The sequence below is a fragment of the Streptomyces sp. GDS52 genome (genome assembly GCF_052246875.1).
Classification (GTDB): domain Bacteria; phylum Actinomycetota; class Actinomycetes; order Streptomycetales; family Streptomycetaceae; genus Streptomyces; species Streptomyces cathayae.
The window spans coordinates 2,185,682-2,205,190 of sequence record NZ_CM125966.1 but is presented as its reverse complement, the minus strand read 5'-3'; the positions used below and the strand labels follow the sequence as shown (position 1 = coordinate 2,205,190).

Here is a 19,509-nt window from a genome sequence, read left to right as displayed (position 1 = left end):
CAGCGTGCTGCTCACCGAGGTGGCCCAGGCCACCCAGCGGCTCGCCGACGCCGGCGTGCCCTCGCCGCGCACCGACGCGGAGGAGCTCGCCGCGTTCGTGCACGGAGTCAAGCGCGGCGAGCTGCACCAGGTGAAGGACTCGGACTTCGACGCCCGGTACTGGGAGGTCGTCGCCCGCCGCGAGGCGCGCGAACCGCTCCAGCACATCACCGGGCACGCCTATTTCCGCTACCTCGAACTCCAGGTGGGGCCCGGGGTGTTCGTGCCGCGCCCGGAGACCGAGTCGGTCGTCGGCTGGGCCATAGACGCGGTACGGGCCATGGACGTCGTCGAGCCGTGCGTCGTCGACCTGTGCACCGGTTCGGGCGCGATCGCGCTCGCGCTCGCCCAGGAGGTCCCGCGGTCGAGGGTGTACGCCGTGGAGATGTCCGAGGACGCCCTGGTGTGGACCCGCAAGAACATGGAGGGGTCACGGGTCGAACTGCGCCAGGGGAACGCCCTGACGGCCTTCCCGGACCTCGACGGCCAGGTCGACCTGGTGATCTCCAACCCGCCGTACATCCCGCTCACCGAATGGGAGTACGTCGCCCCCGAGGCGCGGGACCACGACCCCGAGATGGCGCTGTTCTCCGGCGAGGACGGCCTCGACCTCATCCGCGGCCTGGAACGCACCGCGCACCGGCTGCTGCGCCCCGGCGGGGTGGTCGTCGTCGAGCACGCCGACACCCAGGGCGGCCAGGTGCCGTGGATCTTCGCCGAGGACCGCGGCTGGACCGACGCCGCCGACCACCCGGACCTGAACAACCGGCCCCGGTTCGCCACCGCCCGCAAGGCGGTCCCGTGAGCCCCCCGCAGACTTCATCCACCCCCAGCCGCACGTGTACGAGGAGGCCCGCCAGATGGCTCGGCGATACGACACCAACGACGCGACCGATCGCGCGACCGGTCTGCGTGAAGCCGCGTCCGCCGTCCGCCGTGGCGAACTCGTGGTGCTGCCGACGGACACGGTCTACGGCATCGGCGCGGACGCGTTCACCGGGGAGGCCGTCGCCGACCTCCTGGAGGCCAAGGGACGCGGCCGCAACATGCCCACGCCGGTGCTCATCGGCTCGCCGAACACCCTGCACGGGCTGGTCACCGACTTCTCCGAACAGGCCTGGGAACTGGTCGACGCCTTCTGGCCGGGCGCGCTGACCCTGATCGCCCGGCACCAGCCGTCCCTCCAGTGGGACCTCGGCGACACCCGGGGCACGGTCGCCGTGCGGATGCCGCTGCACCCGGTCGCCATCGAACTGCTCACCGAGGTCGGCCCGATGGCCGTCTCCTCGGCCAACCTGACCGGGCACCCCGCGCCGGAGAACTGCGACGCGGCGCAGGACATGCTCGGCGACTCCGTCTCCGTCTACCTCGACGGCGGGCCCACCCCGGGCATCGTCCCCTCGTCGATCGTCGACGTCACGCGCCCCGTGCCCGTACTGCTGCGCGAAGGCGCCGTCTCCCCGGAGGAGCTGCGCAAAGTGGTACCCGACCTCGAGGTGGCGAATTGACGGCGCCCGAGTCGGGGCGCGGCATAGGCGACGGGGAGAGCGGCGCGGAGGAGACGACCACCTTCGGGTTCCCGCGCGACAGCTTCCGCATCCTCCACGTCAGCACCGGAAACGTCTGCCGCTCGCCCATCACCGAGCGGCTGACCCGGCATTTCGTGAACCAGCGGCTGGGCATCCTGGGCTGCGGCCTGATCGTGGAGAGCGCGGGCACCTGGGGTCACGAGGGCGCGCCGATGGAGACGCACGCGGAGACCGTGCTGGCCGAGTTCGGCGCGGACGCCTCCGGCTTCGTCGGCCGTGAGCTGCTGGACGAGCACGTCATCCGCGCCGACCTGGTCCTGACCGCGACCCGGGACCACCGCGCCCAGGTCATCTCCATGGGCCACTCGGCGGGCCTGCGCACCTTCACCCTGAAGGAGTTCACGCGCCTGGTGAACGCGATCGACCCGGCGACGCTGCCCCCGCTGGACGACGGCCTGGTCATGCGCGCCCGCGCCCTGGTCCGTGCCGCCGCCGCGCTGCGCGGCTGGCTGCTGGCCCCGACCGCCGAGGCGGACGAGGTCTTCGACCCGTACGGGGCGCCCCTGCCCCTCTTCCGCTCCATCGGCGACGAGATACACCAGGCCCTGGACCCGGTCGTCACCGCCCTCACCGGCGTCCCGACCCGGGCCTGACCGCTTTGCCCGGGCCGCGCGCCCGACCGCCCCGCCCGGGGCGCCGGGGCTTCCCCGGCCTGGGCGCCGCGGTCCGGGCCGTTCGCACCGCGCCGCCGTGCGGCGGGCCGTCCGGGCGTCCGGGCGGGCTCCGTACGAGCTGTCGGGTGGTGGCTGCGAGGAGTCCGCCCGCCGGCCTCCGGGTGGCGTCCGGCAGCCCCGGAAGGGTGCGGCGCCGGGCGGCCCGGGGACGGCGGGCCTACATTGGTCGTACGCCGGCGTCGACGTGCGGGAGTCCACCATGACGGTCACCCATGCCCTCGGGAGCGAGTTCGGGGTCCTGCGCCGGCAGGACCCCGAACTCGCCGAGATCCTGCTCGGCGAGCGTGAGCGGCAGGCGACCACGCTCCAGCTGATCGCCGCCGAGAACTTCACCTCGCCCGCCGTGCTGGCCGCCCTCGGCTCCCCGCTGGCCAACAAGTACGCGGAAGGGTATCCGGGCGCCCGCCACCACGGCGGCTGCGAGTTCGCCGACGCCGCCGAACGCCTCGCCGTGGAGCGCGCCAAGGCGCTGTTCGGCGCCGACCACGCCAACGTCCAGGCGCACTCCGGCTCGTCGGCCGTGCTGGCCGCCTACGCCGCCCTGCTGCGCCCCGGAGAGACCGTCCTGGCCCTCGGCCTGCCCCACGGCGGCCACCTCACCCACGGCTCGCCCGCGAACTTCTCCGGCCGCTGGTTCGACTTCATCGGCTACGGCGTGGACGCGGAGACCGGGCTCATCGACCACGACCAGGTCCGCACCCTGGCCCGTACGCACCGGCCCAAGGCGATCGTGTGCGGCTCCATCGCCTACCCGCGCCACCTCGACCACGCCTTCTTCCGGGAGGTGGCCGACGAGACCGGCGCCTACCTCATCGCGGACGCCGCGCACCCCATCGGCCTGGTCGCCGGGGGAGCGGCCCCGAACCCGGTCCCGTACGCGGACATCGTCTGCGCCACCACGCACAAGGTGCTGCGCGGACCGCGCGGCGGCATGATCCTGTGCGGCGCGGAACTGGCCGAGCGCGTCGACCGCGCCGTCTTCCCCTTCACCCAGGGCGGGGCGCAGATGCACACGATCGCCGCCAAGGCGGTCGCGTTCGGGGAGGCGGCGACACCGGCGTTCACCGTGTACGCCCACCGGGTGGTCGCCAACGCGCGGGCGCTCGCCGCCGCACTGGCCGACGAGGGACTGGCCGTCACCACCGGCGGCACCGACACCCATCTGATCACCGCCGACCCCGCCCCGCTCGGCGTCGACGGGCGCGCGGCCCGCGGTCTGCTGGCGGGGGCCGGGATCGTCCTGGACTGCTGCGCGCTGCCGCACGCCGACGACCGCGGGCTGCGCCTGGGCACCGCCGCGGTGACCACGCAGGGCATGGGGGAGCCGGAGATGACGCTGATCGCGGGCCTGCTGGCGAGCGTCCTGCGGGGCGGCACCGAGCCCGCCCGGGCCCGCCAGGACGTACGGGAACTGACCGCGGCCTTTCCGCCATATCCCGGCTGAGACGTGTCACTCCGGCCGGGGTTTCGCACCCGTATCGGCGCGCATGCGGGGTAGGCGCGCCCGTATGCCGGACCGGCCGCACCGTCACTCGTGCAACCATCGTCGCTACCCGGAAGTCCTCACCCGTATGCATGCCTCGCTAGGGTGTGGGGCTGTGATGGCCAGCGAGATCTGTGGGGAAGCCCGTGCGTGAATACCTGCTGACGCTCTGCATCACGGCCGCGGTGACGTATCTGCTGACAGGGCCGGTGCGGAAGTTCGCGATCGTGGCGGGGGCGATGCCGGAGATCCGGGCACGTGACGTGCACCGGGAACCCACTCCGCGGCTCGGCGGTATCGCCATGTTCTTCGGCCTGTGCGCGGGCCTGCTGGTGGCCAGCCACCTGACGAACCTGAACGATGTCTTCGAGAGGTCCAACGAACCGCGCGCCCTGCTGTCGGGGGCCGCCCTGATCTGGCTGCTCGGCGTCCTGGACGACAAGTTCGAGATCGACGCCCTGATCAAACTGGGCGCCCAGATGATCGCCGCCGGCGTCATGATCCTTCAGGGTCTGACCATCCTGTGGCTCCCCATCCCCGGTGTCGGCATGGTCTCCGTGACCCCGTGGCAGGGGAACCTGATCACCGTGGCGCTGGTCGTCATCACCATCAACGCGGTCAATTTCGTGGACGGACTGGACGGCCTCGCGGCCGGCATGGTGGGCATCGCGGCCACGGCGTTCTTCCTGTACAGCTACCGGATCTGGTACGGCTACGGTGCCGAGGCGGCGGCCCCCGCCACCCTGTTCTCCGCCGTGCTGATCGGCATGTGCATCGGTTTCCTGCCGCACAACATGCACCCCGCCCGCATCTTCATGGGGGACTCCGGGTCGATGCTGATCGGTCTGGTCCTCGCGGCGAGCGCCGTGTCCGTCACGGGCCAGCTGGACGTCGAGGCGCTCAACGTCGACCTGGGCGGCACCCGGGAGGCGACCCATGCGATGCTGCCCGTCTTCATCCCGCTGATCATGCCGCTGACGATCATCGCGGTGCCCGTGGCCGACCTGGTGCTGGCCATCGTGCGGCGTACCTGGCGCGGCCAGTCGCCGTTCGCGGCGGACCGGGGCCATCTGCACCACCGTCTGCTGGAGATCGGCCACTCGCACAGCAGGGCGGTGCTGATCATGTACTTCTGGTCGGCGCTGATCGCCTTCGGCGCGCTCGCCTACTCGGTCAACTCGGCGTCCATGTGGATCGTGCTGGGCGTCGTCATCCTGAGCGCCCTCGGCCTGCTGCTGCTCCTGCTGCCCCGGTTCACCCCGCGCGCCCCGCGCTGGGCGGAGGCGGTCGTCCCGCCGCGCTACCGCCGCCGCAGGGCCCGGGTGGCGGCAAGGGCACCTGAGGCGTCCGGCGACCCCGTCCCGGCGTCGTCACGGGCCGCCGGCGCCCCCGACGGCCCCGAAGAGGCCGCTGACGGCCACCGTGCCCCGGTCACCGCCGGTGTCTCGGGCGTCAACGGCGCGACGGCCCTCGGCCACCACGCACGTCTGGGCGACCGGGGGAAGGCCGGCAGCTCCCGCTGACGGGACGTCACGACGGGTGCCGGGCGCATATCACGGTCAAGGTAAGAATCCGACTAGAGCATTGCCAAGTCGTGGGGCTGCGATGGGGCACTCTTGGGGGTGCGAAGCACCCCAATACCAGACAAGTCATCCCCGCGCGCGCTCAGGTGCGCCGCTTCACTCTCGTGCGTGATGTTCCGCACGTCCATTAGGTAAAGACTCCATCAAATAGTTTGTGATACCGTTCACGAGTCTCGCCGGAGAGAGCCGGGGAACCGCAGTGCGACGGTTCGTCGGTGGGGGGAAATCACACTCCATCCGGGGGACTACGCTCGTCCTCGACGACCGCCCTTTGCCCCCTGTTACAAACATGCGGAGTTCCGCCATGCCGTCCAACGACGTCCGGATCCTGATTCAGTCCGCCGTACCCACCGCTGTCGTCGGTGCGGTCGCGGTTGCGGTCGGTGGTGCCGTCGAAGGCGGCCAGGGGGTGATCGGAGCGGTCATCGGGGCGCTGCTCGTGATCCTGCTCATGGGCACGGGGCTGTACGTCCTGCAGTGGATCGCCAGGTCGATACCGCATCTGTTCCAGGCGATGGGGCTGATGATGTACATGACGCAGATCCTGCTGATCTTCGTCTTCATCGCGCTCTTCAAGGACACGACCCTGTTCCACCCGAAGGTCTTCGCCCTCTCGCTGCTCGTCTCCACCCTCACCTGGGTCGCCGCGCAGGCGCGGGCCACGATGAAGGCCAAGACCTTCTACGTGGATCCCGAGCCGACGCCGGCCGGGAACGCGGCGGGGAAGAAGGATTCCGCGGAGCGGCCGTCGTGAGGCGTAGGGCCGGGATAAGGGCGCATGACGGACCCTGCTATCGTCCGGTGCCAACTGCGGCATCGCGGGCGCGGGCATCCAAGCTGACGCCTGTCACATCGCGAGGCGAGATGCCCCACTGCCGCCCCCACATCCGTAACACCAGTCCCGTGCCGAACCGCGGCCCCGTGCCGCGCCGACACCACGAGGTTGCCGAATCCATGCGCCACGCTGAAGGAGCCCGCGGTGAGTGCTGACCCGACACAGGTGCTCGCCTTCGAGACCGACTGCCACATCTTCGACGGCTGTGGCTTCCCGTCTCCCGGGCTGCACTCGTTCCTGTTCGAGCCCCTGTGGGGCGACGGCGACAGCAGCGTGTACTTCAACAAGACAATGCTGCTGGCGCTGCTCGGCTCGATCATCATCATCGGCTTCTTCTGGGCGGCCTTCCGCCGGCCCCAGGTCGTCCCCGGCAAGCTCCAGATGGTCGCCGAGGCCGGCTACGACTTCGTCCGTCGGGGTGTCGTCTACGAGACGATGGGCAAGCGCGAGGGCGAGAAGTACGTCCCGTTCGTCGTCGCGCTGTTCTTCTTCGTCTGGATGATGAACCTCTGGTCCATCATCCCGTTCGCCCAGATGCCGGTGACGTCGATCTTCGCCTACCCGCTGGGGCTCGCGCTGCTCGTCTACATCGTCTGGATCTCGCTGACCTTCAAGCGGCAAGGCTTCGTCGGCGCCCTGAAGAACTTCACCGGCTACGACAAGTCGCTCGGCGCCGCGCTGCCGGTCGTCATGCTGATCGAGGCCTTCTCGAACCTGCTCGTGCGGCCCTTCACCCACGCCGTGCGACTCTTCGCGAACATGTTCGCGGGTCACATCCTGCTGGTGCTGTTCACCATCGCCAGCTGGTACCTGCTGAACGGCATCGGGATCGCCTACGCCAGCGTCTCGTTCCTGATGGTCCTGGTGATGACCGTCTTCGAGCTCTTCATCCAGGCCCTGCAGGCGTACGTCTTCGTCCTGCTGACCGTGACCTACATCCAGGGCGCGCTCGCCGAGCAGCACTGAGCGTCCCGCACCGCCCCCATTCGACCGGTGGCCCACCCCCACCGGCCCGTGAAGAAAAGGAAGAACCGGAATGTCCCAGACCCTTGCTGCCGTCCACGGCTCGATTGCTTCCATCGGCTACGGCATCGCCGCGCTCGGTCCCGGCATCGGCGTCGGCATCATCTTCGGCAAGGGCACCGAGGCCCTCGCCCGTCAGCCCGAGGCCGCCGGTCTGATCCGCGCCAACCAGATCCTGGGCTTCGCCTTCTGTGAGGCGCTCGCCCTGATCGGTCTGGTCATGCCGTTCGTCTACGGCCTCTGATCGTCTGATCCGCGACCGGCTCACCAGACGAAAGGCACTCTGATATGAGCCCCATGCTTCATATCGCGGCCGAGGAGCTTCAGAACCCCCTCGTCCCGCCGATTCCCGAGCTCGTCATCGGCCTGCTCGCCTTCGTCATCGTCTTCGGTTTCCTCGCCAAGAAGCTCCTCCCGAACATCAACAAGGTTCTGGAACAGCGTCGCGAGGCCATCGAGGGCGGTATCGAGAAGGCCGAGGCCGCTCAGACCGAGGCACAGAGCGTTCTCGAGCAGTACAAGGCCCAGCTCGCCGAGGCCCGGCACGAGGCCGCGCGCCTGCGCCAGGAGGCGCAGGAGCAGGGCGCCACGCTCATCGCCGAGATGCGCGCGGAAGGCCAGCGGCAGCGTGAGGAGATCATCGCCGCCGGTCACTCGCAGATCGAGGCGGACCGCAAGGTCGCCGCGTCGGTGCTGCGTCAGGACGTGGGCAAGCTCGCCACCGACCTGGCCGGCAAGCTCGTCGGCGAGTCCCTCGAGGACCACGCCCGGCAGAGCCGAGTGATCGACCGGTTCCTCGACGACCTCGACCAGAAGGCCGAGGCCGCACGATGAACGGAGCGAGCCGCGAGGCCCTGGCAGCCGCACGTGAGCGTCTCGACGCGCTGACGGACTCCACGTCCGTCGACGCCGGCTCGCTCGCCGAAGAGCTGGCCGCCGTCACCGCGCTGCTCCACCGCGAGGTGTCGTTGCGCCGGGTCCTCACCGACCCGGCGCAGGCCGGCGAGACCAAGGCGGAACTGGTCCAGCGACTGCTCGGAAGCCAGCTCAGCGGCAGCGCCGCCGACCTGGTGTCCGGCATGGTGCGCTCCCGCTGGTCGCAGTCCCGCGACCTGGTGGACGCACTGGAACAGCTGGCCGACCTCGCCGACCTCACCGCCGCGCAGAAGGCGGGCACGCTCGACACCGTCGAGGACGAGCTGTTCCGGTTCGGCCGGATCGTCTCCGCGAACAACGAGCTGCGTGCCGCGCTGACCGACCGCAAGGCCACCGCCCCGGCCAAGAGCGAGCTGCTGCACAGCCTGCTCGGACGCAGGGCGAACGCGACCACCGAGCGTCTGGTGACGCGTCTGGTGACCGCGCCGCGGGGACGTAGCCTGGAAGCGGGACTCGAGTCCCTGTCCAAGCTCGCCGCCGAGCGCCGCAACCGCATGGTGGCCGTCGTCACCTCCGCGGTGCCGCTCAGCGACGCGCAGAAGCAGCGCCTCGGCGCCGGCCTCGCGAAGCTCTACGGCCGCCGCATGCACCTCAACCTCGCCGTGGACCCCGAGGTCGTCGGCGGAATCCGGGTGCAGGTCGGTGACGAGATCATCAACGGCTCGATCGCGGACCGGCTGGAGGACGCGAGCCGCCGGCTGGCGAGCTAGCGCCGACGCGGCGGTCGCGCACGGCGCGACGGACGCGACCGACGCAGCAACTGAACACCAAGAACGTACTTGCGGCCCTGGTTGGGCCGTGCAGAGGATTCACCTCTTCCGGGGGGAGTCCCGACTCGTGGAATACCCCCCAAGTGAAACTTCGGGCCCAACAAGGAGAGCAGGGAACTCAGATGGCGGAGCTCACGATCCGGCCGGAGGAGATCCGGGACGCACTGGAGAACTTCGTCCAGTCGTACAAGCCGGACGCGGCCTCGCGCGAGGAAGTCGGCACGGTCACCGTCGCCGGCGACGGTATCGCCAAGGTCGAGGGTCTTCCCTCGGCCATGGCCAACGAGCTGCTGAAGTTCGAGGACGGCACCCTCGGCCTCGCCCTCAACCTCGAGGAGCGCGAGATCGGTGCCGTCGTCCTCGGTGAGTTCAGCGGCATCGAAGAGGGCCAGCCGGTCTCCCGCACCGGCGAGGTCCTGTCCGTCGCCGTGGGCGAGGGCTACCTCGGCCGCGTGGTCGACCCGCTCGGCAACCCGATCGACGGCCTCGGCGAGATCGAGACCCAGGGCCGCCGCGCCCTCGAACTGCAGGCCCCCACGGTCATGGACCGCAAGTCGGTGCACGAGCCGATGGAGACGGGCTACAAGGCCGTCGACGCCATGACCCCGGTCGGCCGCGGCCAGCGTCAGCTGATCATCGGCGACCGCGGCACCGGCAAGACCGCGCTGGCCGTGGACACGATCATCAACCAGCGTGACAACTGGCGCTCGGGCGACGTGAACAAGCAGGTCCGCTGCATCTACGTCGCCATCGGCCAGAAGGGCTCCACCATCGCGTCGGTCCGCCGCGCGCTGGAGGAGAACGGCGCCCTGGAGTACACGACCATCGTCGCCTCCCCAGCGTCCGACCCGGCCGGCTTCAAGTACCTGGCGCCGTACACCGGTTCGGCCATCGGCCAGCAGTGGATGTACGAGGGCAAGCACGTCCTGATCATCTTCGACGACCTGTCGAAGCAGGCCGACGCCTACCGCGCCGTGTCCCTGCTGCTGCGCCGCCCGCCGGGCCGCGAGGCCTACCCCGGCGACGTCTTCTACCTGCACTCCCGTCTGCTGGAGCGTTGCGCCAAGCTCTCCGACGAGATGGGTGCCGGCTCGATGACGGGTCTGCCGATCGTCGAGACCAAGGCGAACGACGTGTCGGCGTTCATCCCGACCAACGTCATCTCCATCACCGACGGCCAGTGCTTCCTGGAGTCCGACCTGTTCAACGCCGGTCAGCGTCCGGCCCTGAACGTCGGTATCTCGGTCTCCCGCGTCGGTGGCTCCGCCCAGCACAAGGCGATGAAGCAGGTCTCCGGCCGTCTGCGCCTGGACCTCGCCCAGTACCGTGAGCTGGAGGCGTTCGCCGCCTTCGGTTCCGACCTGGACGCCGCGTCGAAGGCGCAGCTGGAGCGCGGTCAGCGTCTGGTCGAGCTGCTGAAGCAGGAGCAGTACCAGCCGCTGGCCACCGAGGACCAGGTCGTCTCCGTCTGGGCCGGCACCACCGGCAAGATGGACGAGGTACCGGTCGCCGACATCCGCCGCTTCGAGAAGGAGCTGCTGGAGTACCTGCACCGCAGTGAGCAGGGCCTCATGACCTCCATCCGTGAGGGCGGCAAGATGTCGGACGACACCCTCCAGGCCGTGGGCGACGCGATCGCGGAGTTCAAGAAGCAGTTCGAGACGGGCGACGGCAAGCTGCTCGGCGAGGACGCTCCGGCCGCTGCCGCCAAGTGACGTTCAAGGAAGGGACCTGACTCATGGGAGCCCAGCTCCGGGTCTACAAGCGTCGCATCCGATCCGTCACCGCGACCAAGAAGATCACCAAGGCGATGGAGATGATCGCCGCCTCGCGCGTCGTCAAGGCGCAGCGCAAGGTGCGGTCCTCCACGCCGTACGCCGAGGAACTGACCCGTGCGGTCACGGCCGTCGGCACCGGTTCGGACGCCAAGCACCCGCTGACCACGGAAGCGGAGAACCCGACCCGTGCCGCGGTCCTGCTCCTCACGAGCGACCGCGGCCTGGCCGGCGCCTTCAACGCCAACGCGATCAAGGCGGCGGAGCAGCTGACCGCGCGCCTGGAGGGCCAGGGCGTGGAGGTCGACACGTACATCGTCGGCCGCCGCGGTCTGGCGCACTACAACTTCCGTGAGCGCACGGTCGCGGAGTCGTTCTCGGGCTTCACCGACGAGCCCTCGTACGCGGACGCCAAGACGGTCGCGGCGCCGCTGATCGAGGCCATCGAGAAGGAGACGGCGGACGGCGGAGTGGACGAACTCCACATCGTCTACACCGAGTTCGTCTCGATGATGACGCAGTCCGCGGTCGACTCCCGGCTGCTTCCGCTGCGTCTCGAAGAGGTCGCGGAGGAGACCGCGTCCGCCAAGGACGAGGTCCTTCCGCTGTACGACTTCGAGCCCTCGGCGGAGGACGTCCTCGACGCCCTGCTGCCGCGCTACGTGGAGAGCCGCATCTACAACGCGCTGCTCCAGTCGGCCGCTTCGAAGCACGCCGCCACGCGGCGCGCGATGAAGTCGGCCACCGACAACGCGGGTGAGCTGATCAACACGCTCTCCCGTCTTGCCAACGCGGCCCGCCAGGCCGAAATCACCCAGGAAATCAGCGAGATCGTCGGTGGCGCAGGCGCTCTGGCCGACGCAAACGCGGGGAGTGACAATTAATGACCACCACTGTTGAGACCGCGACGGCCACGGGCCGTGTCGCCCGGGTCATCGGCCCGGTCGTCGACGTGGAGTTCCCCGTCGACGCGATGCCGGACATCTACAACGCCCTGCACGTCGAGGTCGCCGACCCGGCGACCGCGGGCGAGCTCAAGACGCTGACGCTCGAGGTGGCCCAGCACCTGGGCAGCGGCCTGGTGCGCACCATCTCCATGCAGCCCACCGACGGCCTGGTCCGCCAGGCCGCGGTGACCGACACGGGCTCGGCCATCTCCGTCCCCGTCGGTGACTTCACCAAGGGCAAGGTGTTCAACACCCTCGGTGAGGTGCTGAACAGCGACGAGTCCTACACGGGCGAGCGCTGGCCGATCCACCGCAAGGCGCCGAACTTCGACGAGCTCGAGTCGAAGACCGAGATGTTCGAGACCGGCGTCAAGGTCATCGACCTGCTCACCCCGTACGTCAAGGGTGGCAAGATCGGCCTGTTCGGCGGTGCCGGTGTCGGCAAGACGGTGCTCATCCAGGAGATGATCTACCGCGTCGCCAACAACCACGACGGTGTGTCCGTGTTCGCCGGCGTCGGTGAGCGCACCCGTGAGGGCAACGACCTCATCGACGAGATGAGCGAGTCGGGCGTCATCGACAAGACCGCCCTGGTCTTCGGTCAGATGGACGAGCCCCCGGGCACCCGTCTGCGCGTCGCGCTGGCCGGCCTCACCATGGCCGAGTACTTCCGTGACGTCCAGAAGCAGGACGTGCTGTTCTTCATCGACAACATCTTCCGCTTCACGCAGGCCGGTTCCGAGGTGTCGACCCTGCTCGGCCGGATGCCCTCCGCGGTGGGCTACCAGCCGAACCTGGCCGACGAGATGGGTCTCCTCCAGGAGCGCATCACCTCGACCCGCGGTCACTCGATCACCTCGATGCAGGCGATCTACGTCCCCGCGGACGACCTGACCGACCCGGCCCCGGCCACCACCTTCGCCCACCTCGACGCAACGACGGTGCTCTCCCGTCCGATCTCCGAGAAGGGCATCTACCCGGCCGTGGACCCGCTGGACTCCACGTCCCGCATCCTGGACCCGCGCTACATCGCGCAGGACCACTACGACACGGCCATGCGCGTGAAGAACATCCTGCAGAAGTACAAGGACCTGCAGGACATCATCGCGATCCTCGGCATCGACGAGCTCGGCGAGGAGGACAAGCTCGCCGTCCACCGCGCCCGTCGCGTGGAGCGCTTCCTGTCCCAGAACACCCACGTCGCCAAGCAGTTCACCGGCGTGGACGGTTCGGACGTGTCGCTGGACGAGTCGATCACCGCGTTCAACGCGATCTGCGACGGCGAGTACGACCACTTCCCGGAGCAGGCGTTCTTCCTGTGCGGTGGCATCGAGGACCTGAAGAAGAACGCGAAGGAGCTGGGCGTCTCCTGAGCCTCGCGCTCGAGTCGGGGGGCGGGCACCGTCCCGCCCCCTGACCCCCGCCCATTAGACTTGTACCCCACACCCGGCGGACCTGCCGGGTGGTGACCCGAGGAGCCATCTTGGCTGCTGAGCTGCACGTCGCGCTGGTCGCGGCCGACCGAGAGGTCTGGTCGGGCGAGGCCACTCTGGTCGTCGCGCGCACCACGTCCGGCGACATCGGCGTCATGCCCGGTCACCAGCCGCTGCTCGGTGTGCTGGAGTCGGGACCGGTGACCATCCGTACGAACGACGGCGGGACGGTCGTCGCCGCGGTGCACGGCGGTTTCATCTCGTTCGCGGACGACAAGCTGTCGCTGCTGGCCGAGATCGCCGAGCTGTCGGACGAGATCGACGTCAAGCGCGCGGAGCGGGCGCGGGACCGTGCGAAGTCGGAGGCGGACGCCTCGGCGGAGCGGCGCGCGGACGTACGACTGCGCGCGGCGGCGGGGCACTGAACGACCCGAGGAGCCCTCCAGGCCGTCTAGGCTCTGGGGGAGCCGTGCAATGACGTGACTCAGCCGCGGCTGGGACCGGAGCGATCCGGACCCGGTCGCGGCTGAGGCAGATCTGGATGATTTTTCCGTTCCGTTACCTAGGAGACGAGGAGGTCGGTGTCGATGGTCCTCGCTCTGACTGTGTGCGGAAGTGTCGTGGCGCTCGTGGTGGTGGGCCTCTTCGTGTTCGGCCTGCGCCGCCGCCTCCTCCAGCGTTCCGGCGGAACCTTCGACTGCAGCCTGCGCTGGGACGTCCCGGAGGAGGGCGACACCGGCGGCAAGGGCTGGGCGTACGGGGTGGCCCGCTACAACGGCGACCGGGTGGAGTGGTTCCGCGTCTTCTCCTACGCGCTGCGTCCGCGCCGCGTCCTGGAGCGTGCGTCGATCGAGGTGGCCGGCCGCCGGGTGCCCGAGGGCGAGGAGGAGCTGGCGCTGCTGTCGGACGCGGTGATCCTGGCCTGCCTGCACCGGGGCAGGCGGCTGGAGCTGGCGATGAGCGACGACGCGCTGACCGGTTTCCTCGCCTGGCTGGAGGCGGCACCGCCCGGCCAGCGGGTGAACGTCGCGTAGAGCGACGTTCAGGGCCCCGCTGGATGGGGGTCCCCCCGACAGCGGAGCTGTTGGGGGAGGGTGAACGTCGCGTAGACGTGTGGAGACGCGGGTGCGCCCCCGGACGAACGTCCGGGGGCGCATTTTTCGTCTCGTTGCTCGCGGTCGGGTGCCGGTGGCCTACTTCAGGCCGTTGTGGATGGCGCCGACCAGTTCACCGTTGGTGGTGTCACCGCTGAACTCCCAGAAGAACGCCCCGCCCAGGCCCTGGCCCTTGGCCCAGGCCATCTTGCTGTTGATGGTGGTGGGGGTGTCGTAGGACCACCAGTTGTTGCCGCAGTGGGCGTACGCCGTGCCGGCGATGGTGCCGGTGGCCGGACAGCTGTTCTTGAGGATCTTGTAGTCCTCGATGCCGGCCTCGTAGGTGCCGGGCGCCGGGCCGGTGGCGGTGCCGCCGGGTGCGGCCTGGGTGACGCCGGTCCAGCCGCGGCCGTAGAAGCCGATGCCGAGCAGCAGCTTGCCCGCCGGGACGCCCTTGGCCTTCAGCTTGGCGATGGCGGCGGCCGAGTTGAAGCCGTCCTGCGGGATGCCGTTGTACGCGGTCAGCGGCGAGTGCGGGGCGGTGGGGCCGTCCTTGTCGAAGGCGCCGAAGTAGTCGTACGTCATCACGTTGTACCAGTCGAGGTACTGGGCGGCGCCGCCGTAGTCGGCCGCGTCGATCTTGCCGCCGTTCGAGCCGTCCGCGGTGATGGCGGCGGTGACCAGGTAGTCCTTGCCGAACTCGGCGCGCAGGGCCTGGGAGAGGTTCTTGAAGGCCGCCGGACCACTGGTGTCGCAGGTGAGGCCGCAGGCGTTCGGGTACTCCCAGTCGATGTCGATGCCGTCGAAGACATCGGCCCAGCGCGGGTCCTCCACGACGCCCTTGCAGGACTTGGCGAACGCGGCCGGGTTCTGCGCGGCCTGGCCGAAGCCGCCGGAGTAGGTCCAGCCGCCGAACGAGTACAGCACCTTGATGTGCGGGTACTTGGCCTTGAGCTGGCGCAGCTGGTTGAAGTTGCCGCGCAGCGGCTGGTCCCAGGCGTCGGCGGTGCCGCTGACGGACTGGTCGGCGGTGTAGGCCTTGTCGGTGGCGGCGTAGGCGTCGTCGAGCTTGCACTGGCCGCCCACGACGTTGCCGAACGCGTAGTTGATGTGCGTGATCTTGGCGGCGGAGCCGGACGTCACCAGGTCCTTGACGTGGTAGTTGCGGCCGTAGACGCCCCACTCGGTGAAGTAGCCGAGGTTGATCTTGCCGCCGGTGGGCGGCGGTTCCTCGGTGTTGCCGGTGGTGCGGACCCGCACCGCGCCGCTGACCGGACCGGTCTGGTCGGCGGTGTCACGGGCCTGGACGGTGTACGAGTAGTCGGTGCCCTTGGCCAGACCGGTGTCCGTGTACGAGGTGCCGGTCACGGTGGCGACCCTGGCGCCGTCGCGCAGCACGTCGTAGTTCTTGACGCCCTTGTCGTCGGTGGCCGCGGACCAGGACAGCCGCACGGAGGTGTCGGTGACGCCCGAGGCACTGGGGGTGCCGGGGGCGGAGGGTGGCGCGTCGCCGGGGACGGAGGTGCCGTCGCAGCCGCCGCCGTTGAGCTTGCAGCCGGTGGGGGAGCCGGAGCCGCTGCCGTTGAAGCCGAAGCTGATGGAGGAGCCCGGGGCGAGGGTGCCGTTCCAGGACTTGTTCTTGGCGGTCCAGTGGTTCCCCGAGGACGTCACATCGGCGTCCCAGGCGGAGGTGACCTTGGTACCGGAGGGGAAGTCCCACTCGACGGTCCAGGAGTTGATCGTCGTGGTGCCGGTGTTCTTCACCGTCCACTTGCCCTCGAAGCCGGAGCCCCAGTCCTGGGTCTTGGCGTAGGTGGCGGTCGCCGAGGTCGCGGCCTGGGCGGGAGTGGCGAGGGCGACGAGAGCGGAGAGGGGGAGGAGCAGGGTGGAGAACCCTGCCACGGCTCTGTGTCTGAAGCGCATACCGCGCCTCCTTCGTGGGGTGAGGGATGTCGCCGTGGGTATGACTGAGCCTTCACACCCACGGTGCCGCGAGGATAGAAAGGTCTGGACCACGGGTCAATAGGTCTGGACCACCCACTCGTTCCGGTCAGATCCCCCATTCCTGCGCCAGGACCGCGGCTTGCACCCGGCTGCGCAGCCCCAGCTTCCCCAGCAGGCGGCTGACGTGGGTCTTCACCGTGGCCTCCGCCATGTCGAGGCGCTTCGCGACGGCGGCGTTGGACAGGCCCTCGCCCAGACAGGACAGCACCTCCCGCTCGCGCCGGGTGAGGGAGTCCAGCACCGCCGGATCGGCCGTGGACCCGCGGACGGGCTTCGCGGCGAACTCGGCGATCAGCCGCCGGGTCACGGCCGGGGCGACGATCCCCTCCCCGCGCGCCACCGTGCGCACGGCCTCGAGGAGGTCCTTCGCCTCCGCGTTCTTCAGCAGGAACCCCGAGGCCCCGGCCCGCAGCGCCCCGAAGACGTACTCGTCGAGGTCGAAGGTGGTCAGCACCAGCACGTCGGCGAGCCCCTCCGCGACGACCTGCCGGGTGGCCGACACCCCGTCCAGGCGTGGCATCTGCACGTCCATCAGCACCACGTCCGGGCGCAGTTCACGGGCGAGCGCCACCGCCTGCTCACCGTCCGCCGCCTCACCCACCACCCCGATGTCGGGAGCGCTGCGCAGGATGAGCACCAGCCCGGCGCGGACGGCGGACTGGTCCTCGGCGACCAGGACGCGGATCATTTGGCCTCCTTCGTGGATACCCCCGGCTTCAGCCGGGGGTGGGGGTACCGCCCGCTTGCGGGGGAGAAATGAAGTTCCTGCGGAGCAGGGCAACGGGCTGTGATGCGCCGTCAGGGCGGATCGCGGTGCTCTGACCCGCGGATTTGGGCTTAAGGCACGGTGGCGCTAGTTTGTGAGCGTGACCACGACGTGTGTGAAGCGGGCGTTCAAGTACCGCTTCCATCCGACCGATGCGCAGGCGGCCGAGCTGTCGCGCACGTTCGGCTGCGTGCGCAAGGTCTACAACCTCGCCCTCGCCGCCCGCACCGAGGCATGGGCGCGACAGGAGCGAGTCAACTACAACGCCACCTCGGCGATGCTGACCGCGTGGAAGAAGACCGAGGAACTCGCCTACCTCAACGACGTGTCCTCCGTGCCGCTGCAGCAGACGCTGCGCCACCTGCAGAACGCGTTCACCAACTTCTTCGGCAAGCGGTCCCAGTACCCCCGCTTCAAGAGCCGGAAGAAGTCCCGCAGGTCCGCCGAGTACACCACCAGCGGTTTCCGCTTCCGCGAGGGGAGGCTGACGCTGGCGAAGATGACCGAGCCGCTGGACCTCGTGTGGTCCCGTCCGCTCCCCGAGGGGGCGACGCCCTCCACGGTGACCGTGTCGCAGGACGCGGCCGGGCGCTGGTTCGTGTCGATGCTGTGCGAGGATCCGACCGTGCAGCCGCTGCCCGCCACGGATACGGCGGTCGGCATCGATGTGGGCCTGGAGCACCTGCTGACCCTGTCCACCGGCGAGAAGATCACCAACCCGAGGCACGAGCGCCGCGACCGTACCCGTCTTGCCAAGGCCCAGCGGGCTCTGGCGAAGAAGGGCAGAGGGGACGGAGCCAACCGGCGCAAGGCCCGGATCAGGGTCGCGAAGATCTACGCCCGGATCGCCGACCGGCGCCGGGACCTGCTGCACAAGCTGACCACTCGACTCGTGCGTGAGAACCAAACGCTTGTGATCGAGGATCTGACCGTGCGCAACATGGTCAAGAACCACACGCTCGCCCGGGCCATCTCGGACGCGAGCTGGAGCGAGTTCCGCTCCATGCTGGAGTACAAGGCCACCTGGTACGGGCGGGAAGTGATCGCGGTCGACCGCTTCTTCCCCTCCTCCAGGCTGTGCTCCGCCTGCGGCACCTTGCAGAAGAAGATGCCGCTGCACGTCCGCACCTGGACCTGCGACTGCGGCACGGTCCACGACCGGGACGTGAACGCGGCGAAGAACCTTCTGGCGGCCGGGCTGGCCGTGTCTGTCTGTGGAGCCGGTGTAAGACCTCAACGGAGTTCTCCGGGCGGGCGGTCGGCGACGAAGCAGAAAACCCCACGGCGCGAGCCGTAGGACTCCCCTCGTTCACGAGGGGGAGGAAGTCAACAGGTGTCTCCTCGCACGACGTCGGTGACGGGGAGGGTGGCGCGCACCTCCCACAGCTTGCCCTCCGGACCGTTCTGCGGACCGGCCTCGAACGTGCCGTCCAGCAGGGCGGCCCGCTCCCGCATGCCGACGAGACCGGCCCCCGAACCCGGCGCGCGCGGGGCGTCCCGGCCGCCGTGGGGACTGGTCACCCGGATGTCGAGGGCGTCGGCCGGCCGGCGCAGGCACACGGTGACCCTGCCCGGCGCGGCATGCTTCAACGCGTTCGTCAGCGACTCCTGCACGATCCTGTACGCGGCGAGTTCCACCGGTGTGGGGACGTCGCTGTACGTGGCGTCGAGGGTGACGTCCAGGCCGTTGGCGCGGGCGCCCTCCACCAGGGTGCCGAGGCCGTCGAGCGTGGGGGTCGCCGCCGGTTCCCGGTCGTCCTCCCCGTCGCGCAGGATGCCGATGAGCCGTCGCATCTCGGACAGTCCCTGCACGCTGTTCTCCCGGATCACGCCGAGTGCCTCCTTGGAGGTACCGGGGTCGTCCAGGGAGAGGGCGGCCGTGGAGTGGATGGCGATCGCGGAGAGGTGGTTGGCGACCATGTCGTGCAACTCGCGGGCCATGCGGGAACGTTCCGCGGTCACAGCCTGGACGCGGTCCATCTCCGCGAGCAGCGCGGTCTGTTCGGCCCGCAGCCGGGCGGCCTCGGCGGCGTCGCGGTGGTTGCGCACGATGAGGCCGGTCGAGGCGGGCGTGAACGTCACGGCGCCGACGACGAGCCCGAGGAGCAGGGCCTCCGGCACCCGCCACACGGCGTAGGGAACCAGCGTCGCCGCGATCGTGAACATGCCGGTGATCCACGGCAGACGGCGGGCGGTGGCGGACGTGCCGTACACGACGGCGGCGTACATCAGGTCCGTGTACATCACGATCGTGGCGATGCTGCCCTGCGTCATGACGTCCGCGGCCAGCGCCAGCGTGCCGACGGCCAGGGCGGTGCGCGGGGCGGTGCGGCGCAGCAGTTCGCAGCCGGCGATCACGGCGAGCGGCACGAGGAGCGGCCCGCGGCCGTCGAAGAGCACGGTCGGGTCGTCGCCCGGCCGGACGCCCAGCCCGAAGCCCCACAGCAGCAGCCCGCCGGCGAGTCCGGCGAGCGCGACCCCCACGTCGAAGCGGGGCGGGCGGGACGGTCGCAGGGCCATGGCACCATCCAACACGGTGCGCACACCCGGCGCCTGAT

The 19,509-nt window shown here is 69.9% G+C and carries 19 protein-coding genes; 16 read left to right on the top strand and 3 right to left on the bottom strand.

Annotated features, from left to right (window positions below):
- Positions 1–4: 4 nt before the first annotated feature.
- The 15 genes from prmC to ACTWJ9_RS09735 all read left to right on the top strand — a co-directional run bounded on the left by prmC (position 5) and on the right by ACTWJ9_RS09735 (position 14,121).
- Positions 5–844, top strand: a complete 840-nt coding sequence (gene prmC, locus ACTWJ9_RS09805; RefSeq protein WP_109378027.1) for a peptide chain release factor N(5)-glutamine methyltransferase — start codon at positions 5–7, stop codon at positions 842–844.
- A gap of 55 nt (positions 845–899) precedes the next feature.
- Positions 900–1,547 carry an L-threonylcarbamoyladenylate synthase gene (locus ACTWJ9_RS09800; RefSeq protein ID WP_279333850.1) on the top strand — a complete coding sequence of 216 codons (648 nt, stop codon included), beginning with the start codon at positions 900–902 and terminating at the stop codon, positions 1,545–1,547.
- Positions 1,544–2,221: an arsenate reductase/protein-tyrosine-phosphatase family protein gene (locus ACTWJ9_RS09795; protein WP_279333849.1), complete on the top strand. Its 678-nt coding sequence runs from the start codon at positions 1,544–1,546 to the stop codon at positions 2,219–2,221. The genes ACTWJ9_RS09800 and ACTWJ9_RS09795 overlap by 4 nt, the downstream gene beginning before the upstream one ends.
- Positions 2,222–2,501: 280 nt before the next feature.
- Positions 2,502–3,746 (top strand): serine hydroxymethyltransferase, encoded by a 1,245-nt coding sequence (gene glyA, locus ACTWJ9_RS09790; RefSeq protein ID WP_279333848.1) that lies wholly within the window; start codon positions 2,502–2,504, stop codon positions 3,744–3,746.
- Between the two features lie 185 nt (positions 3,747–3,931).
- The gene (locus ACTWJ9_RS09785) at positions 3,932–5,308 is read left to right on the top strand and encodes an MraY family glycosyltransferase (RefSeq protein WP_443295582.1); all 1,377 of its coding nucleotides are present in this window, start codon (positions 3,932–3,934) and stop codon (positions 5,306–5,308) included.
- Positions 5,309–5,672: 364 nt separating this feature from the next.
- The gene (locus ACTWJ9_RS09780; RefSeq protein WP_384201032.1) at positions 5,673–6,122 is read left to right on the top strand and encodes a hypothetical protein; all 450 of its coding nucleotides are present in this window, start codon (positions 5,673–5,675) and stop codon (positions 6,120–6,122) included.
- 225 nt (positions 6,123–6,347) lie between these two features.
- Positions 6,348–7,169 carry a F0F1 ATP synthase subunit A gene (atpB, locus tag ACTWJ9_RS09775; protein WP_384201034.1) on the top strand — a complete coding sequence of 274 codons (822 nt, stop codon included), beginning with the start codon at positions 6,348–6,350 and terminating at the stop codon, positions 7,167–7,169.
- A gap of 70 nt (positions 7,170–7,239) precedes the next feature.
- Positions 7,240–7,470 carry an ATP synthase F0 subunit C gene (gene atpE, locus ACTWJ9_RS09770; protein ID WP_361462065.1) on the top strand — a complete coding sequence of 77 codons (231 nt, stop codon included), beginning with the start codon at positions 7,240–7,242 and terminating at the stop codon, positions 7,468–7,470.
- A 44-nt stretch (positions 7,471–7,514) separates the two neighbouring features.
- Positions 7,515–8,060 carry a F0F1 ATP synthase subunit B gene (locus ACTWJ9_RS09765; RefSeq protein WP_384201036.1) on the top strand — a complete coding sequence of 182 codons (546 nt, stop codon included), beginning with the start codon at positions 7,515–7,517 and terminating at the stop codon, positions 8,058–8,060.
- Positions 8,057–8,872, top strand: coding sequence for a F0F1 ATP synthase subunit delta (locus tag ACTWJ9_RS09760; RefSeq protein WP_279333843.1), 816 nt, complete (start codon positions 8,057–8,059; stop codon positions 8,870–8,872). The genes ACTWJ9_RS09765 and ACTWJ9_RS09760 overlap by 4 nt, the downstream gene beginning before the upstream one ends.
- Before the next feature lie 182 nt (positions 8,873–9,054).
- Positions 9,055–10,647, top strand: coding sequence for a F0F1 ATP synthase subunit alpha (gene atpA, locus ACTWJ9_RS09755; protein ID WP_279333842.1), 1,593 nt, complete (start codon positions 9,055–9,057; stop codon positions 10,645–10,647).
- Positions 10,648–10,670: 23 nt separating this feature from the next.
- The gene (locus ACTWJ9_RS09750) at positions 10,671–11,591 is read left to right on the top strand and encodes a F0F1 ATP synthase subunit gamma (RefSeq protein ID WP_279333841.1); all 921 of its coding nucleotides are present in this window, start codon (positions 10,671–10,673) and stop codon (positions 11,589–11,591) included.
- On the top strand, positions 11,591–13,027 hold the full coding sequence (gene atpD / locus ACTWJ9_RS09745) for a F0F1 ATP synthase subunit beta (RefSeq protein ID WP_443295581.1): 1,437 nt from the start codon (positions 11,591–11,593) through the stop codon (positions 13,025–13,027). Before ACTWJ9_RS09750 ends, atpD begins: the two co-directional genes overlap by 1 nt.
- A gap of 110 nt (positions 13,028–13,137) precedes the next feature.
- Positions 13,138–13,512: a F0F1 ATP synthase subunit epsilon gene (locus ACTWJ9_RS09740; RefSeq protein ID WP_202277415.1), complete on the top strand. Its 375-nt coding sequence runs from the start codon at positions 13,138–13,140 to the stop codon at positions 13,510–13,512.
- A gap of 162 nt (positions 13,513–13,674) precedes the next feature.
- Positions 13,675–14,121, top strand: a complete 447-nt coding sequence (locus tag ACTWJ9_RS09735; protein ID WP_279333839.1) for a DUF2550 domain-containing protein — start codon at positions 13,675–13,677, stop codon at positions 14,119–14,121.
- 159 nt (positions 14,122–14,280) lie between these two features.
- Here the strand turns inward: ACTWJ9_RS09735 and ACTWJ9_RS09730 are convergent, their stop codons facing one another.
- Together ACTWJ9_RS09730 and ACTWJ9_RS09725 are read right to left on the bottom strand one after the other, a co-directional pair.
- Positions 14,281–16,104: a glycoside hydrolase family 18 chitinase gene (locus ACTWJ9_RS09730; protein ID WP_279333838.1), complete on the bottom strand. Its 1,824-nt coding sequence runs from the start codon at positions 16,102–16,104 to the stop codon at positions 14,281–14,283.
- A gap of 127 nt (positions 16,105–16,231) precedes the next feature.
- The gene (locus ACTWJ9_RS09725) at positions 16,232–16,873 is read right to left on the bottom strand and encodes a response regulator transcription factor (protein WP_279333837.1); all 642 of its coding nucleotides are present in this window, start codon (positions 16,871–16,873) and stop codon (positions 16,232–16,234) included.
- A 172-nt stretch (positions 16,874–17,045) separates the two neighbouring features.
- On the opposite strand from ACTWJ9_RS09725, the gene ACTWJ9_RS09720 reads away from it, so the two are divergent.
- Positions 17,046–18,248 carry an RNA-guided endonuclease InsQ/TnpB family protein gene (locus ACTWJ9_RS09720; protein ID WP_443295580.1) on the top strand — a complete coding sequence of 401 codons (1,203 nt, stop codon included), beginning with the start codon at positions 17,046–17,048 and terminating at the stop codon, positions 18,246–18,248.
- Positions 18,249–18,277: 29 nt separating this feature from the next.
- Here ACTWJ9_RS09720 and ACTWJ9_RS09715 read toward each other — a convergent pair whose 3' ends face one another.
- Complete coding sequence (locus tag ACTWJ9_RS09715) at positions 18,278–19,471, bottom strand: sensor histidine kinase (protein WP_279333835.1); 1,194 nt, start codon at positions 19,469–19,471, stop codon at positions 18,278–18,280.
- Positions 19,472–19,509: the final 38 nt, after the last annotated feature.